This is a genomic window from Streptococcus cristatus ATCC 51100 (assembly GCF_000222765.1).
In the GTDB taxonomy this organism is placed as follows: domain Bacteria; phylum Bacillota; class Bacilli; order Lactobacillales; family Streptococcaceae; genus Streptococcus; species Streptococcus cristatus.
On sequence record NZ_AFUE01000001.1, the window covers coordinates 38,964 to 55,405 of the forward strand.

At 41.2% G+C, this 16,442-nt stretch carries 16 protein-coding genes; 8 read left to right on the forward strand and 8 right to left on the reverse strand.

The window, feature by feature from the left end; all coding sequences use genetic code 11:
* The first annotated feature begins 182 nt into the window (after positions 1 to 182).
* From gyrA to radC, 3 genes are all read left to right on the forward strand, one after another.
* Positions 183 to 2,633, forward strand: coding sequence for a DNA gyrase subunit A (gyrA, locus tag HMPREF9960_RS00200; protein WP_005590391.1), 2,451 nt, complete (start codon positions 183 to 185; stop codon positions 2,631 to 2,633).
* A gap of 7 nt (positions 2,634 to 2,640) precedes the next feature.
* Entirely contained in the window at positions 2,641 to 3,387 is a 747-nt protein-coding gene (locus HMPREF9960_RS00205; protein ID WP_005590390.1) for a class A sortase, read from the forward strand.
* A gap of 152 nt (positions 3,388 to 3,539) precedes the next feature.
* Positions 3,540 to 4,223 carry a RadC family protein gene (gene radC, locus HMPREF9960_RS00210; protein WP_005590389.1) on the forward strand — a complete coding sequence of 228 codons (684 nt, stop codon included), beginning with the start codon at positions 3,540 to 3,542 and terminating at the stop codon, positions 4,221 to 4,223.
* On the opposite strand, the gene HMPREF9960_RS00215 is transcribed toward radC, so the two are convergent.
* From HMPREF9960_RS00215 to HMPREF9960_RS00240, 6 genes are all read right to left on the reverse strand, one after another.
* On the reverse strand, positions 4,220 to 4,912 hold the full coding sequence (locus tag HMPREF9960_RS00215) for a gamma-glutamyl-gamma-aminobutyrate hydrolase family protein (RefSeq protein WP_005590388.1): 693 nt from the start codon (positions 4,910 to 4,912) through the stop codon (positions 4,220 to 4,222). The genes radC and HMPREF9960_RS00215 overlap by 4 nt on opposite strands.
* Before the next feature lie 24 nt (positions 4,913 to 4,936).
* Positions 4,937 to 5,584 carry a redox-sensing transcriptional repressor Rex gene (locus tag HMPREF9960_RS00220; protein WP_005590387.1) on the reverse strand — a complete coding sequence of 216 codons (648 nt, stop codon included), beginning with the start codon at positions 5,582 to 5,584 and terminating at the stop codon, positions 4,937 to 4,939.
* A 133-nt stretch (positions 5,585 to 5,717) separates the two neighbouring features.
* Entirely contained in the window at positions 5,718 to 6,065 is a 348-nt protein-coding gene (locus HMPREF9960_RS00225) for a DUF1831 domain-containing protein (RefSeq protein WP_005590386.1), read from the reverse strand.
* A 1-nt stretch (position 6,066) separates the two neighbouring features.
* Positions 6,067 to 7,179, reverse strand: coding sequence for a cysteine desulfurase family protein (locus tag HMPREF9960_RS00230; RefSeq protein ID WP_005590385.1), 1,113 nt, complete (start codon positions 7,177 to 7,179; stop codon positions 6,067 to 6,069).
* Positions 7,180 to 7,190: 11 nt separating this feature from the next.
* Positions 7,191 to 8,147 (reverse strand): ribose-phosphate diphosphokinase, encoded by a 957-nt coding sequence (locus HMPREF9960_RS00235; protein ID WP_005591918.1) that lies wholly within the window; start codon positions 8,145 to 8,147, stop codon positions 7,191 to 7,193.
* A 78-nt stretch (positions 8,148 to 8,225) separates the two neighbouring features.
* On the reverse strand, positions 8,226 to 8,786 hold the full coding sequence (locus HMPREF9960_RS00240; RefSeq protein WP_005590382.1) for a CYTH domain-containing protein: 561 nt from the start codon (positions 8,784 to 8,786) through the stop codon (positions 8,226 to 8,228).
* A 95-nt stretch (positions 8,787 to 8,881) separates the two neighbouring features.
* Between HMPREF9960_RS00240 and yjbM the strand changes: the two genes are divergently transcribed.
* From yjbM to mutY, 5 genes are read left to right on the forward strand one after another with little or no spacing between them, the layout of a single operon-like run.
* The gene (gene yjbM, locus HMPREF9960_RS00245; RefSeq protein WP_037585978.1) at positions 8,882 to 9,553 is read left to right on the forward strand and encodes a GTP diphosphokinase; all 672 of its coding nucleotides are present in this window, start codon (positions 8,882 to 8,884) and stop codon (positions 9,551 to 9,553) included.
* Positions 9,537 to 10,355: an NAD kinase gene (locus HMPREF9960_RS00250; protein WP_005590379.1), complete on the forward strand. Its 819-nt coding sequence runs from the start codon at positions 9,537 to 9,539 to the stop codon at positions 10,353 to 10,355. Before yjbM ends, HMPREF9960_RS00250 begins: the two co-directional genes overlap by 17 nt.
* A complete protein-coding gene (locus HMPREF9960_RS00255) occupies positions 10,352 to 11,245 on the forward strand; it encodes an RluA family pseudouridine synthase (RefSeq protein WP_005590378.1) in 894 nt (297 codons plus the stop codon). Before HMPREF9960_RS00250 ends, HMPREF9960_RS00255 begins: the two co-directional genes overlap by 4 nt.
* A gap of 19 nt (positions 11,246 to 11,264) precedes the next feature.
* Positions 11,265 to 12,239 carry a phosphate acetyltransferase gene (pta, locus tag HMPREF9960_RS00260; RefSeq protein ID WP_005590377.1) on the forward strand — a complete coding sequence of 325 codons (975 nt, stop codon included), beginning with the start codon at positions 11,265 to 11,267 and terminating at the stop codon, positions 12,237 to 12,239.
* A gap of 56 nt (positions 12,240 to 12,295) precedes the next feature.
* Positions 12,296 to 13,459 (forward strand): A/G-specific adenine glycosylase, encoded by a 1,164-nt coding sequence (gene mutY, locus HMPREF9960_RS00265; protein ID WP_005591941.1) that lies wholly within the window; start codon positions 12,296 to 12,298, stop codon positions 13,457 to 13,459.
* 789 nt (positions 13,460 to 14,248) lie between these two features.
* On the opposite strand, the gene HMPREF9960_RS00275 is transcribed toward mutY, so the two are convergent.
* Positions 14,249 to 14,596 carry a DUF6568 family protein gene (locus tag HMPREF9960_RS00275; RefSeq protein WP_005590374.1) on the reverse strand — a complete coding sequence of 116 codons (348 nt, stop codon included), beginning with the start codon at positions 14,594 to 14,596 and terminating at the stop codon, positions 14,249 to 14,251.
* A 116-nt stretch (positions 14,597 to 14,712) separates the two neighbouring features.
* Positions 14,713 to 16,431 carry a phospho-sugar mutase gene (locus tag HMPREF9960_RS00280; RefSeq protein ID WP_005590373.1) on the reverse strand — a complete coding sequence of 573 codons (1,719 nt, stop codon included), beginning with the start codon at positions 16,429 to 16,431 and terminating at the stop codon, positions 14,713 to 14,715.
* Positions 16,432 to 16,442 lie beyond the last annotated feature (11 nt).

A 16,442-nucleotide genomic window follows, 5' to 3' on the forward strand; every position in this document is an offset into this window, starting at 1 on the left:
TGGGGTTTTCCCCATACAATTACATTCTACCACTTTTGATACAGTTTGTCACGGCTCACCGTGGTATTTTGACCCCCAAAAGGCTATGTAAACGTTTTTATATTCGGTTTTAAATACTGAAAATATAGCTAAAATGTGGTATAATGAGATAGTGATTTAATATTGAAATGAGGCATTTTTTAATGCAAGATAGAAACTTAGTAGATGTCAATTTGACCAGCGAAATGAAGACCAGTTTCATCGATTATGCAATGAGTGTTATCGTGGCTCGGGCTCTTCCAGATGTTCGCGATGGTCTTAAGCCGGTTCATCGCCGGATTCTTTATGGCATGAATGAGCTAGGCGTTACGCCTGATAAGCCTCACAAGAAATCAGCTCGTATCACAGGGGATGTCATGGGTAAGTATCACCCGCATGGTGACTCCTCTATTTATGAAGCGATGGTGCGGATGGCTCAATGGTGGAGCTATCGCTACATGCTGGTAGACGGCCATGGAAACTTCGGTTCGATGGACGGAGACGGGGCCGCAGCCCAGCGTTACACAGAAGCACGTATGAGCAAGATTGCTCTGGAGATGCTTCGTGATATTAATAAAAACACTGTTGACTATATTGACAACTATGATGCCAGCGAGAGAGAGCCGATGGTTCTTCCTGCTCGCTTCCCTAACTTACTCGTAAATGGAGCGACAGGGATTGCGGTTGGGATGGCGACCAATATCCCACCTCATAATCTCGGTGAGTCTATTGATGCGGTTAAGCTGGTCATGGACAATCCGGAAGCAACGACTCGGGATATTATGGAAGTCCTGCCTGGTCCAGATTTTCCTACAGGTGCACTGGTTATGGGTAAGTCTGGGATTCACCGGGCTTATGAAACAGGTAAAGGATCAATTGTCCTTCGTTCTCGCACTGAAATCGAAGAGATGAAAAATGGCCGTGAGCGAATTGTCGTAACCGAGTTTCCTTACATGGTGAATAAGACTAAGGTTCATGAGCATATTGTCCGTCTGGTACAGGAAAAACGCATTGACGGTATCACAGCTGTTCGCGACGAATCCAACCGTGAAGGAGTTCGTTTTGTCATTGAGGTTCGTCGTGATGCTTCTGCTCATGTCATTCTAAATAACCTTTTCAAGTTGACTCAGATGCAGACCAATTTCAGCTTCAATATGCTGGCCATTCAAAATGGAGTGCCGAAGATTCTGTCTCTGCGTGAGATTTTGTTGGCCTACATTGAACACCAAAAAGAAGTGGTGACTCGACGGACTGCCTTCGATAAAGAAAAGGCGGAAGCGCGAGCTCACATCTTGGCCGGTTTGCTGATTGCTCTTGATCACATCGATGAAGTGATTCGCATTATCCGTAATAGCGAGACGGACGCAGAAGCACAAGCTGAATTGATGGCTAAGTTTGAACTGTCTGAGCGCCAGAGTCAGGCTATCCTTGATATGCGTCTGCGTCGTCTGACTGGTTTGGAACGTGATAAGATTCAGTCAGAGTATGACGAACTGATTGCCTTGATTGCGGACTTGGCTGATATCTTGGCCAAGCCAGAGCGAGTTGTCGCAATTATCAAGGAAGAGCTAGATGAGGTCAAACGTAAATTTGCTGATGACCGCCGAACTGAGCTGATGGTGGGAGAAGTTCTTTCTCTTGAAGATGAAGATTTGATTGAGGAAGCGGATGTTTTGATTACCTTATCTAATAAAGGCTATATCAAACGTCTAAATCAGGCAGAATTCACTGCTCAGAAACGTGGTGGACGCGGTGTTCAAGGAACTGGTGTCAAAGATGATGACTTCGTCAAAGAGCTGGTTTCAACAAGTACCCACGATAGACTGCTCTTCTTTACTAACAAAGGCCGAGTTTATCGTCTCAAAGGATATGAAATCCCTGAGTATGGCCGTACAGCTAAGGGCTTGCCAGTGGTCAATCTCTTGAAACTGGATGAAGGAGAGACCATTCAGACCATTATTAATGTCCAGCAAGACAGTAGCGATAATTCCTATCTCTTCTTTACGACCCGTCTAGGTGTGGTTAAACGAACCAGCGTGACAGAATTTGCTAATATCCGTCAGAACGGTCTCAAGGCCCTGAATTTGAAAGATGAAGACGAGCTTATCAATGTCTTTCTGACGGACGGTGCTGCAGACGTTATCATTGGTACTAAGTTTGGTTATTCTGTCCGCTTCAATGAGACAGCTGTCCGAAGCATGAGCCGTATAGCGACTGGTGTTCGTGGTGTTAATCTGAGAGATGGTGACCAGGTCGTTGGAGCAGGTGTGATTACTGAGGGCGATGAAGTGCTTGTTATCACTGAAAAAGGCTATGGTAAGCGAACTCTTGCCAGTGAATATCCAACCAAGGGCCGTGGTGGTAAAGGGATTAAAACAGCCAATATCACTGATAAGAACGGACCTCTGGCAGGTTTGATGACCGTTACTGGCGAGGAAGATTTGATGATTATCACCAATACAGGTGTTATCATTCGGACCAGTGTGGCCAATATTTCTCAGACAGGCCGCTCGACCATGGGAGTTAAGGTCATGCGTCTGGACCAAAATGCACAGATTGTCACCTTTACAACGGTTGCGCCTGATGAAAAAGACGATGAGGAAGAAGTAGAATAAGAGGAGGATGAATGTGAAGAAATCTAAGAAGAAATTCAAGCTCAGAAATTTCATCATTAACTGTTCGGTTTTCCTTTTATTTCTAGTTGCTCTAGCTCTGATTTTTAACTCCTCAATTCGTAATATGATCATGGTTTGGCACACAAATCAATACCAGGTTAGCAAGGTCTCTAAGGAAGAAATCAAGCAAAATAAGGCAGTCGAGTCAAGTTTCGAGTTTAGCGATGTCCAATCTCTTTCTACAGAGGCGGTGATTAATGCTCAGTGGCAGGCTCAAAAACTACCAGTTATCGGTGGTATTTCGATTCCTGAAGTTTCGATGAATTTGCCAATTTTCAAAGGTTTGGATAATGTTGGCCTCTACTATGGTGCTGGAACTATGAAAGAAGATCAACAAATGGGACAAGGGAATTACGCCTTAGCCAGTCACCACGTCTTTGGAATTACTGGAGCCAGTGACATGCTCTTTTCACCGCTAGATCGTGCCAAAATAGGGATGAAAATCTATATCACGGATAAGGAAAAAATCTATACCTATACGATTTCTAGTATAGAAAGTGTCGCACCAGAGCGCGTGGATGTCATCAATGACACAGAGGGTGTTGCTGAAATCACTTTAGTCACATGTGAGGATGCGGCAGCAACCAGTCGAACTATTGTTAAAGGAACGCTTGAAAGTACGATTGACTATGACAAGGCACCAAAAGATATTTTAGATGCTTTCAGTCGATCTTATAATCAAATGCAGCTATAATAAGAAATATTGTAAAACGAAGTAACTTTTGTTACTTCGTTTTTTGATTGATGAAATTTGTAAATGACTCCTATGATATCTAATGTTTGAAATGCTGTATAAGAATTTAATCTTTTTTATTTAATCTCGAATTAATAGGTAAGGAGGTTGATATGTATCGTATTTCATTGCAGGATGATATAAGCATGATGCCGCGTGAACGGCTGATAAGAGAAGGAGCGGATAAACTCAGTAATCAGGAATTGCTATCTATATTTTTGCGAACAGGCAGCAAAAAAGAAACTGTCTTTCAAGTTTCTCAAAGGATTTTATCATCGATTTCTAGTTTGAATGATTTAAAATATCTGACTTTGCAAGAATTGCAGACAATTTCAGGAATTGGCCCTGTGAAGGCTGTTGAGTTGCAGGCCATTATTGAGCTCGGATGCCGTATCAATAAGGCTGAAGTGCTGGAGAGGGAGCAAATTTTTGGAAGTCAAAAACTGGCTCGCAAAATGCAGGTAGAATTAGGAGATAAAAAGCAGGAATGTTTAGTCGCTATTTATCTCAACAGTCAGAACCAGATTATCCATCAGCAGACAATCTTTGTAGGAACGGTAACTAGAAGTATTGCTGAACCGCGCGAGATTTTGCATTATGCTCTCAAACACTTGGCGACATCTATTATACTTGTACACAATCATCCTTCTGGAGTGACTTTACCAAGTAAGAATGACGACGAGGTCACCAAACACATGAAGGAAGCTTGTGAACTAATGGGGTTGGTTCTTTTAGATCATTTAATTGTTTCAAAAAATAATTATTATAGCTATCGTGAAAAAACGGATTTGATCTAAAGTTTGTTAACCACATAATCAAACAAGGCTAAATCCCCCGTTCTTGTGGGAAATAGAAATTCTGGATGCCACTGCACACCAAGAAATGGACTTCCATCAGTTGAGGTAACAGCCTCAATGACCTTATCCCGAGGATCGTAGGCTATGACTTCTAGATTTTTCGCTAGATCCTTGATACTTTGATGATGGAATGAGTTGATTTGGCAAGTAGGTCCGTATAATTCATGGAGGATGGAGCCGTTTTTAGTGACCATAGTCTGTGTAGTGTATTGAGCAGTGCTATCTTGCCAGTGATTCTCGATGTCTTGGTGAAGTGTGCCACCCATAGCAACATTGTAAAGCTGAGTACCGCGACAGACACCAAAAATAGGCTTGTTTTGATTCCGTGCTTCTCGGATGAGAGCTAGTTCAAATAGATCCCTTTGAAGCAGATAATCATCACTTTCGATAGTCTGTTCCTCGCCGTAGAAATGAGGATGGACATTTTGTCCACCGGTAAGGATCAGTTTATCGATCATAGTAATATAGGTGTGAGCTAAGGCTTCATCACCAATTGGTAAGATAATTGGGATTCCCCCAACTTTATTGACTCCCTCGATAAAGCCAGTTGAAGTATAACTGATATGAATAAATTGATCGTTAGGAATATCCCTTTGGTTTCCTGTTATACCGATAATCGGTTTTTTCATAAAGTGTCTGTTTCCTTTCTTACCTTACTCATCATCTTTTCTCATAAAGTAGAGTAAGGTTTGGAGTTCGCTGGTTAGGTCCACATATTGCACAACCACATCTTTGGGGACAGATAGGTGCACTGGGGAGAAGCAAAGAATTCCCTTGATACCAGCATCAACCAAGACGGATGCGACTTCTTGTGCCTTAACGCTCGGAACTGTCAGAATAGCAGTCTTTACGTTTCCTTCTTGGACCTTTTCTTTTATTTGAGAAATTCCATAAATAGGAATTCCATCATTTGTGGTGGTCCCGACGTCAGAATAATCATCTGTATCAAAGGCCATTACAATCTTCATTTTATTCCGTTCATGAAAGCGGTAGTGTAAAAGAGCACGGCCCATATTTCCGACACCAACAATCATGACATTTGTAATCGAGTTGTCATTGAGAAGATTGGCAAAGAAATTCATTAGTTTCTTGACATCGTAGCCAAAACCTCTACGACCTAACTCACCGAAGTAAGAAAAGTCACGCCGAACAGTCGCAGAGTCGATTCCAATCGCCTCTGCGATCTGTTTTGAATTGGCCTTTTCAATATTTTCTGCATTAAATCGCTTGAAAATCCGGTAGTAGAGGGAGAGCCGTTTAGCAGTAGCACGTGGAATAGAATTGCTTTTTTCAGTTTTCACAAAATCACGACCTTTCTATCTTCTATTCTATAGAAAGCTTGTGAAAAAATCAACTAATTTGATGAACAAAATATTATTATACTAATAAAGATAGATAAAATAATAGAAATAAGCAAAATTCTTAGAATTTCGCTTATTGGGGTGTTTTTTCAAAAATGTCTCTTTCAACTAAACTATCCATCAAGAAATAGAATTTTTGCTGAATAATATGGTGTTTTTCTGATTTGAAGATATTAACTAATCTTAAACCAGACTTGTCCGTAATATTGATTTTTACTCCGCTTAGATCTTTATTGACGATAATCTTAAGCAAGAATCCATCGCCACTATTGGGAACAGCTTCGAGTAAACGAGAAAGCTCGTAATTACCAACTTTTGTTTCAGCAAATGTATTGTCCCGTAAGGTAAATTTCTTAACATTTGGATGGAGTGAGTAGGTGAAGTCGCAGTTTGCTAAGCTAACAGATGTTTGAAAAGCCATCTTATCCTCCTAGTATTTCTTTTAGTTTTTGGCTGAATAGTTTGATTTCTTGGATGCTAGTTTGATCTGATACACTGATGCGAATGGATTCTTTTAGGCGCTCAGAGTTAGGGCCATATAAGGCTTGAAGGACATGGCTGGGCTGAACAGCACCAGCTGTACAAGCAGAGCCAGTCGAGATTGAAAAGCCATTAAGATCCATTTGAAGCAAGATAAGATCATTCTTTTGGTTTGGAAATCCGATATTGATAACATAAGGCAGGCTAGGTTGACTTTCGTTTAGGTAGTAGTCTATATCCACTAGGTTGTCCAGTAAAGTATCTTTTAACTGCTGGGCATGCTCAAGATTTTCCTCTAAGTGGGCAACATTTTCAGAAAGGGCAGTTGCCATTCCGACAATGGAAACGAGGTTTTCTGTACCCGCTCGATGCTTGTTTTCTTGATCGCCGCCATGCATGAAATTATCAAAATCCATCTGGTCAGCGTAGAGAAATCCCACCCCTTTTGGACCATGGAATTTATGAGCTGATGCACTCAGGAAATTGATTCCCCATTCTTCAGGATAGATGGGGAGCTTGCCGACGGCTTGGACCGCATCAACGTGAAAGGCAGCAGGATGATCCTTTAGTAATTCACCAATTTCTTGAATCGGCAAAATATAGCCTGTTTCATTGTTGACAGCCATGACTGAGACAAGGATAGTATCTGATCTGAGAGCATTCTTGATATCTTCCGTTCGGATTTGCCCATCTACTGGCTGAATAATAGTCGCTTCAAAGCCAAAATGCTCCACTAAGTATTCAACAGGCTCTAAAACAGCATGGTGTTCAATGGCTGTAGTGATAATATGCTTGCTTTGATTCTGATGGCGTAGGGCATATCCCTTGATTGCAGTGTTATTACTTTCAGTACCACCTGATGTAAAGAGGATATTTTTGCTCTGTGTGTGTAGAACTTTAGCAATATCTTCGCGAGCTTGTCTGAGCAGCTTACTGGCTTCTCGACCGTGGCTGTGGGTACTGGATGGATTGCCGAAGATTGTCATTGCCTGAGTCATAGACTCAATTGCAGCAGGTGACAAGGCAGTCGTAGCAGCATTATCTAAATAAATCACAAATTTATCCCTTATTTCTTTTGAAAAGCAAAAAGTGGGCTGACTGGTTTTCTTTCTTGAATACGCACGATAGCATCACCAATCAACTCGCTGGCTGTGATATAGTGAACATTCTTAGGAGTCTTTTCTTTGGTATCGACAGAGTCAGTCACCAAGATTTCTCGGATAGGAACACTGTCTAGTAAGTCTGCAGCTTCATCTGCAAATAAACCATGACTTGAGACAGCATAGATTTCGACAGCTCCTTCACGTTCAACGATTTTAGCAGCTTCTGAGAAGGTACGACCGGTATTCAAGATATCGTCAATCAAAATAGCTCTTTTACCTTCAACTTCACCGATGATATAGCCTTCAGAGCGTCCTGCTTCGTCTTCACCGTAGTCGATGATGGCGATTGGAGCATCGAGATATTCTGCCAAGCTACGAGCGCGTTTCACGCCAGAATTTTTCGGGCTAACGACGACAACATCCTCGCCAGTTAATCCCATATTGCAATAATGCTCAGCAAACAATGGAATAGTGAAGAGATTGTCGACAGGAATATCAAAGAATCCTTGTACTTGGACAGCGTGAAGGTCAAGTGAGATGACTCTGTCTACGCCAGCTCCAACGAGCATGTTGGCCACGAGTTTTGCAGTGATTGGCTCGCGAGGAGCGGCCGTCCGATCTTGGCGGGCATAACCGAAATAGGGCATAACCACAGTTACGGTATTGGCACTTGCTCGTTTACAAGCATCAACCATAATCAATAACTCCATCAAGTGATTATTGACTGGGAAGCTGGTAGACTGGATGATATAGATATCATAGCCACGAACACTCTCCTCAATGTTAATCTGAATCTCGCCATCAGAAAATTGGCGGGAAGAAAGCTTGCCTAAAGGTACTCCAGCAGCTTCAGCAATCTTCTCAGCAATTGAGTGATTGGAATTGAGGGAGAAAAGCTTCATATTTTTTTTGTCTGACATTAGAATGACCATCCTCTTTTTGTCTCTTTAGATTTATAATTATTATTCTACCAAAAAAATGAGATTATTTCAGCATTTTTACAAGTTTTCGGCAAATCTGGCAATCTTACTTTTATCAGGCTTGTATTGGATTTGATTTTCGTTTAAAAAGTCTTTGAACTTTTGTTCCCCCTCTTCAATATCATTGATTTCTAATTCTAGTTCGAAATCTTTTTTACCAAAGTAACGACTTTCGTCCAAGGCAAAAAGTCCGAGTGCATCTTGTTTTTCGTATCGAATATTTTCAAGAGTTCCGAGTATTGTTAGTTTGTCAACTGGGATTCCTTTTTCTTGGAGTTTATCTAGGATTTCTCCCTGAGGAAATTGCAAGTTTTCTGTAATTTCCTTAAATTCATCTTCGGACAAGGCTTGGTTGTATTCGAAATTTCCAAGTTTTTGAGGAATTTTTAGAGTAAACTCAGCAGCGTCAGGAGTGGTTCGGACTCGCAGAGCCATACGAGCTTCACGGAGAGCAAAGTCAGCCGAATCAATATAATAGTTGACTTGGAAAATTGGCTTGACATGATCAAAGAAGGTCAGAAGTCGTTTATGTTCGTCTTCTGTTAACATTGTTTTGTATTCAATTTCTAAATGGTTCATTTTTAAATCCTTTTCTTTATCTGAAAGCGATTTTATGTTATAATAACAACTGTGTTTATTTTATACAAAAAACGAATAGATGACAAGGTATGTATATGACAATAGATTGGGAAGATTTTCTGGATCCATATATTCAGGCGGTTGGTGAGTTGAAAATCAAGCTTCGTGGCATTCGCAAACAGTATCGCAAACAGCAACGCCATTCACCGATCGAGTTTGTAACCGGTCGCGTAAAACATATTGAAAGCATCAAGGAAAAAATGGAACTTCGCGGGATAACTGAGGAAAACTTAGCCCAAGAGATGCAGGATATTGCTGGTTTGCGTGTTATGGTTCAATTTGTAGACGATGTGGATGAAGTTTTAGAAGTTTTGCGAAATCGGACAGATATGCGTATCGTTCAGGAGCGTGATTACATCAAAAACAAAAAAGATAGTGGTTACCGTAGCTACCATGCCATTGTTGAATATCCAGTAGATACGATTAATGGAAATAAAGTTATCTTGGCAGAAATTCAGATTCGTACCTTGTCCATGAACTTTTGGGCAACGATTGAGCACTCTTTAAACTACAAGTATAAAGGAGAATTTCCAGAGGAAATCAAACGTCGCTTGGAGACAACAGCTAATCTCGCCTATCAGCTAGATGAAGAGATGGGAGCCATTCGTGATGCCATCCAAGAAGCACAAGCACTCTTTGATCCTCTGCACCGCAAGCTAAATGACGGTGTTGGAAATAGTGACGATACAGATGAAGAATACAGGTAAAAAAATAGCGATTATCCGCAATCGCAAAAGGCAGAGTGAGGAAGTTTTTCAAACTCTGATGCAAAAATTGCGGAAAGCAGGCTTTATCCTGACACCCAAAAATCCAGATATCGTGATTTCTGTCGGTGGTGATGGGATGCTGCTATCAGCCTTTCACAAGTATGAAGAGCAGCTGGATAAGGTGCGCTTTGTCGGTGTCCATACCGGACATTTGGGTTTTTATACAGATTACCGAGACTTTGAAATTGATAAATTAGTGGAAAATCTGAAATTAGACACAGGTGCCAAGGTCTCTTATCCGATTTTAAATGTCAAGCTGACCTTTGAAAATGGGGAAACTCGGACGATTCGCGCGCTCAACGAAGCAACGATTAAACGCTCCGACAGAACCATGGTTGTTGATGTGGTCATCAATAATGTTCATTTTGAGCGTTTTAGAGGCGACGGGATTTCTGTCTCAACGCCTACTGGAAGCACAGCCTACAATAAATCATTGGGAGGAGCTGTTCTACACCCAACGATTGAAGCCTTGCAAGTAACAGAAATTGCTAGTCTGAATAATCGTGTGTATCGTACTTTGGGTTCCTCAGTTATCGTTCCTAAAAAGGATAAAATTGAGCTCCTACCGACTCGTAATGATTACTATACCATAGCGGTCGATAATCAAACGTTTTCTTATAAAAATATTGTCCGTATTGAGTACCAAATCGATAATCATAAGATTAACTTTGTAGCTTCGCCTAGCCATACCAGCTTTTGGAATCGCGTGAGAGACTCCTTTATCGAGGAGTGCCAAGAATGAGATTTGAATTTATTGCTGATGAGCATGTCAAAGTCAAGACATTTTTGAAAAAGCATGAAATTTCAAAAGCCCTTTTGGCCAAAGTGAAGTTTGCAGGTGGAAATATTCTTGTCAATGGCCAATCTCAAAATGCCATTTATTTGCTGGATATTGGAGATAAGGTGACAGTAGATATCCCTTCTGAGAAGGGATTTGAAAGTCTAGAAGCTGTGGATCGTGATTTGTCAATCGTATATGAAGATGAGCATTTTCTGGTTTTAGATAAGCCTGCTGGGGTGGCCAGTATCCCTAGTGTCAACCATTCTAATACGATGGCGAACTTTGTCAAGGCTTACTATATTCGGCAAGATTATGAAAATCAGCAGGTTCACATTGTAACGAGATTAGATCGCGATACCAGTGGACTCATGCTCTTTGCAAAACATGGCTATGCTCATGCAAGACTGGATAAGCAACTGCAGAAAAAAATGATTGAAAAGCGCTATTACGCGCTTGTTCAGGGGAGCGGTGAGCTTAAACTGGAAGGAGATATAATTGCGCCAATCGGGCGCGATCCTGACAGCATTATTACTAGATGTGTGACAAAGGATGGCAAGTATGCTCATACCAGCTACAAGGTTGTGGGGCAGTTTGGCGATATTTATCTGGTAGACATTCGTCTGCATACGGGGAGGACTCATCAGATTCGTGTGCACTTCGCCCATCTTGGATTTCCTCTCCTTGGAGATGATCTCTATGGAGGGACTTTGGAAGCGGGAATTACACGTCAGGCCTTGCATTGTCACTCTTTATCTTTTTATAATCCATTTTTGGAAAAGCAGCTCCAATTGGAATCCCAGTTGCCGATTGATTTCCAAAATACCATTACATCGTTAACAAAAAATACTTAAAATTTTAAAGGAGAAACTCATGGAAGTTTTTGAAAGTCTAAGAGACTCAGTTGTTGGTAAAAATGTTCGTATTGTATTGCCGGAAGGGCAAGAACCGCGTATCCTTCAAGCAGTTAAACGCATAGTCAAAGAATCAGAAGTTACACCGGTTCTTTTGGGAGATCCAGATAAAATCCGTATTTACTTGGAGATCGAAAATATTACGGAAGGCTATGAAGTCATAGATCCTAAAAATTATGACAGATTGGAAGAGATGGTGGCGGCTCTTGTAGAGCGTCGTAAGGGCAAAGTCAGTGAAGAAGAAGCTCTTGAGCTTTTAAAAACAGACGTTAACTATTTTGGAGTTATGCTGGTCTACCTCGGTATCGTAGATGGTATGGTTTCTGGCTCTATCCACTCTACAGCTGCTACAGTGCGTCCAGCATTGCAAATCATTAAAACACGTCCAAATGTAACAAGAACTTCAGGTGCCTTCCTCATGGTGCGTGGTTCAGAACGTTATCTTTTCAGCGACTGTGCCATTAATATCAATCCTGACTCAGAAGCCTTGGCAGAAATTGCGATTAACTCAGCCGTGACAGCTAAAATGTTTGGCATTGATCCTAAGATTGCTATGCTTAGCTATTCAACTAAGGGTTCTGGCTTCGGAGAAAGCGTTGATAAAGTGGTTCATGCGACTAAATTGGTTCATGATTTGCGCCCAGACCTAGAGGTTGACGGGGAATTGCAATTTGACGCTGCCTTTGTACCAAGCACAGCAGCCTTGAAAGCTCCAGGAAGCAAGGTTGCAGGTAAAGCGACTGTCTTTGTCTTTCCAAGCATTGAAGCAGGAAATATCGGTTATAAAATGGCAGAGCGTTTAGGTGGATTCTCAGCAGTCGGTCCAGTTCTTCAAGGCTTGAACAAGCCAGTAAATGACCTTTCACGCGGATGTAATTCAGATGACGTTTATAACTTAACACTGATTACAGCTGCACAAAGTGTTGACCAATAAAATAACTAAAAAAGATGAGTAATTCATCTTTTTTAGTCTGTTTAAGTATGAGAGAAATGGTAGATTTTAAAAAATTTGGAATTGAAATGTGGGAAGAGGAGAAAATTGCCTCTTTTCGCAAGAAATTATTGACTTGGTATGATGAACATAAACGTGATTTGCCTTGGCGTAGGTCCAATAATCCTTATCATATCTGGGTTTCTGAGATTATGTTGCAGCAAACACGTGTGGATACGGTAATTCCTTACTATGAGCGTTTTCTTGACTGGTTTCCAACTGTGGCCGACTTAGCGCGAGCGCCAGAGGAGAGATTGCTCAAAGCTTGGGAAGGGTTGGGCTATTATTCGCGGGTGCGAAATATGCAAAAAGCAGCCCAGCAGATAATGGCAAATTTCGCTGGAAAATTTCCTGGTAGCTATGAAGAAATTGCTAGCCTCAAAGGGATTGGTCCTTATACGGCAGGTGCCATTGCTAGTATTGCCTTTGGGCTTCCTGAGCCTGCGGTGGATGGCAATGTCATGCGGGTGCTGAGTCGCTTGTTTGAAGTTGATTTAGATATTGGCCAACCCAGCAATCGTAAGGTCTTTCAGGCCATGATGGAGATTCTGATTGATCCAGATAGACCTGGAGATTTTAATCAAGCGCTGATGGATCTGGGGTCGGATATTGAAGCTCCTGTTAATCCTCATCCAGAAGACAGTCCTGTAAAGGAATTCAGTGCAGCCTATTTACATGGAACTATGGATAAATATCCTATTAAAGCGCCTAAAAAGAAGCCAGTTCCAGTCTATCTTCAAGGCTTGATTATCGAAAATGAGCAGGGACAATTCTTGCTTGAAAAGAATGAGGCTGCTGGCCTGTTATCAGGTTTTTGGCATTTTCCCTTGATTGAAGTCGAGGAATTTCAATCAGATAATCAGATGTCTCTCTTTGAGGTGGCTGAAAATCAGCCCAGTATGGATCTGTCTCCTCAAGAAAGCTTTGAGCAGGATTATGATTTAATTGTCAATTGGCAGCAGCAGTCCTTTCCAAAGGTGCAACATGTCTTCAGCCATCGCAAGTGGCATATCCAGCTGGTTTATGGTCGAGTCAAAGATAGCCAGCACGAAGCTGAGGGAGAGGTCTTGTGGCTTGATCCAGAAGAATTTGAGAAGTACCCCTTTGCTAAACCTCAGCAGAAGATGTGGGAGGCTTTTAGGAACGTAAAAGATGGAAACTAAAAGTTAATAGTCTGTTGTACTCGATTAAATTACGAAGAATAGGAAATCACTAAAATATGTCCCCTACCTCTAGTCCTCCAGATAAAACTTTTATTGGACGTCGTAGCAAACTTGCTGGTGTCATTTATTTTATATTAGGCGTTTTGAATTTCTTACATTGCCTTCTTTATTTTCAGTGGGTATTTTCTCCAACGGTGAAACCTGACTTCGTCATTATTCCAATTTTTATAGGATTAAATATCTATTTTTTGACTCGCGAGTTCATCTATAAATGCTTCCATTGGTGTGGCTATCATGCCTTACCTGAGTTAGTTGAGTTCGGGAGCGGACGTTATTCCTTTCACTTGCCTGTCTTCGAAAGACATACCGAAAACTATAAAGTCTATTACAGTAAAAGATCAAAGAAACATCAATTTCTCTTCTTTGTAAGCTATATCTTATATGTGAATTTAATTTTAGGAGTTCTTATGCTCTTCTCATGTGTATACTGGGCTATGTTCATTGAGAGTTCATCGAAATTTCAAGATTGGCACGCTTTTCTATTTATTTTTTTAATAATCATCCTGTATATCTCTATTGAAGCTTTATTTAAAAAATATAAATATTGGTTTAAAAATTATTTTAAACTAGATGATAAAATAGTAGAACACGGCTTTCCGATATATACTTTGAAAGAAAAATAAAAGACAAACAATATAGTTTGTCTTTTTTGTTTTTAAAATAACTTATAGTTCTTCTCACTCTGTAGGCGAGAGACAAATAAACTACCCTTTAGATGGAGACTTGTACTTAAATCCCAGCAAAAGCTTTAATTTCATCTGCAGTCATAGAAGAATCACAACGAACAGATACTTGGCCGTCTTGAACATGAACGAAACTAGGAACCGTCGGAATGCTGTATTCAGAGCGGAAGGCTTGCAGTTTCTCTAATTCGCTGGCTTCTTCGCTGTTAATGAAGTAGATGTGGGCTTTAGTTTCAGCCACAACACCAGCCAATGTTCCAGCAAATTTACGGCAGTAAGGGCAAGTTTTGCGACCAACGAAGAAAGTTGCTGTCTCTTTGTCAGCAATCGCTTGACGAGCTCGGTCAACAGTTGTGACTTCTAGGTATTTAATATTTTGAGCAAATTGTTCCATAAATAATCCTCATTTCTTTTGATAAAACTAGTATGCCATAAAAAGTAGAAAAATGCATGATTTGGAAACGAGAAACCAGAGGATCTGAACTTTATTCTCTGGTTAATAAGATTATTTTATTTGATAAAGGCGTTAATTTCTGCTTCAATAGCAGCAATTTTTGCTTGAGAATCCTCATTGCTATCGCCGACAACAGCAATGTAGAACTTGATTTTTGGTTCAGTACCAGAAGGACGAACAGCGATCCATGAACCGTCAGCCAAGGTGTATTTCAGCACATCGCTTGGAGGAGTTGTCAAGTTTGTAACAGTACCATCTGCAGCAGTAGCAGTTTGAGCCTTAAAGTCTTCTACGACAGTAATAGCTGTTTGGTTCCATTCTTTCGGACCATTGTCACGGAATTTAGCCATGATAGCCTTGATTTGCTCGGCTCCATCAACACCAGACAGAGTGACAGAGATCGTCTTTTCAGCAAAGTAACCATACTCTTTGTAGATTTCTTCAATACCATCAGCCAGAGTTAAGCCACGTGAACGGTAGTAGGCAGCAAGCTCAGCCACGACCAAAACAGCTTGGATAGCGTCTTTATCACGTACGAATGGTTTGATCAAGTAACCGAAACTTTCTTCAAATCCCATCATGTAGGTGTGGTTGTGTTTTTCTTCGAATTCTTGGATCTTCTCAGCGATAAATTTGAAACCAGTCAAGACATTGAACATGGTTGCGCCGTAACTTTCAGCAATCTTAGTCACTAGGTCAGTAGAAACGATAGACTTGCAGAGAGCTGCGTTAGCTGGCAGAGTTCCAGCACTCTTATGAGCTTCCAAAATGTATTTAGCCATGATAGCACCGATTTGGTTACCTGAAAGGTTGAGGTAGCTACCATCTTTTTGCAGAACTTCCACACCAACACGGTCAGCGTCTGGGTCAGTTGCAACCAAGACATCTGCACCAACCTTGCGACCCAATTCCTCAGCTAAGGCAAAGGCTGCTTGGCTTTCAGGGTTTGGAGACTTAACAGTAGAGAAGTCTGGATCAGCTACAGCCTGAGCTTCAACGACTTGCACAGAGTCAAATCCAGCTTGTGCCAAAGCGCGACGAGCCAGCATTTCACCAGTACCGTGCAACGGAGTATAGACAATCTTCATGTCCTTGCCGTATTCATCAATTAATTTTTGGTTGATATTGACATCTTTAACTTCCTTGAGGTATTCAGCATCAACAGCATCGCCAATCACTTCAATCAAGCCAGAAGCTTTTTCAGCTTCCACATCAGCAACCTCGATAGCAAAAGGATTTTCAATCGCACGGATGTAGTCTGTCAATGCATCGGCATCATGCGGAGGCATTTGTCCGCCGTCTTCACCATATACCTTGTAGCCGTTAAATGGAGCAGGGTTGTGGCTGGCTGTAATCATGATACCAGCGAAAGTTCCTAGATGGCGCACTGCAAATGAAAGTTCTGGAGTTGGGCGCAGGCTTTCAAAGACATAAGACTTGATACCGTGCTTAGCTAAAACAGCAGCAGATTCAAAAGCGAATTCTGGTGAGAAATGACGAGAGTCGTAAGCAATCGCAACACCGCGTTTTTTGAACTCATCACCTTTTTCTTCAATCAAACGAGCCAAACCTTCCGTTGCCTGACGGACAACATAAATATTAATACGGTTGGTACCAGCGCCAATTAAACCACGCATACCAGCAGTACCGAATTCAAGGTTTGTATAAAAGGCATCTTCCTTAGTTTTTTCGTCCATACCTTCTAAATCTTTCCGAAGATAATCAGGAAGTTCAGCAAAATCAAGCCATTTTTGGAAGTTATCTTGATAGGTCATAGGTAGAGTCT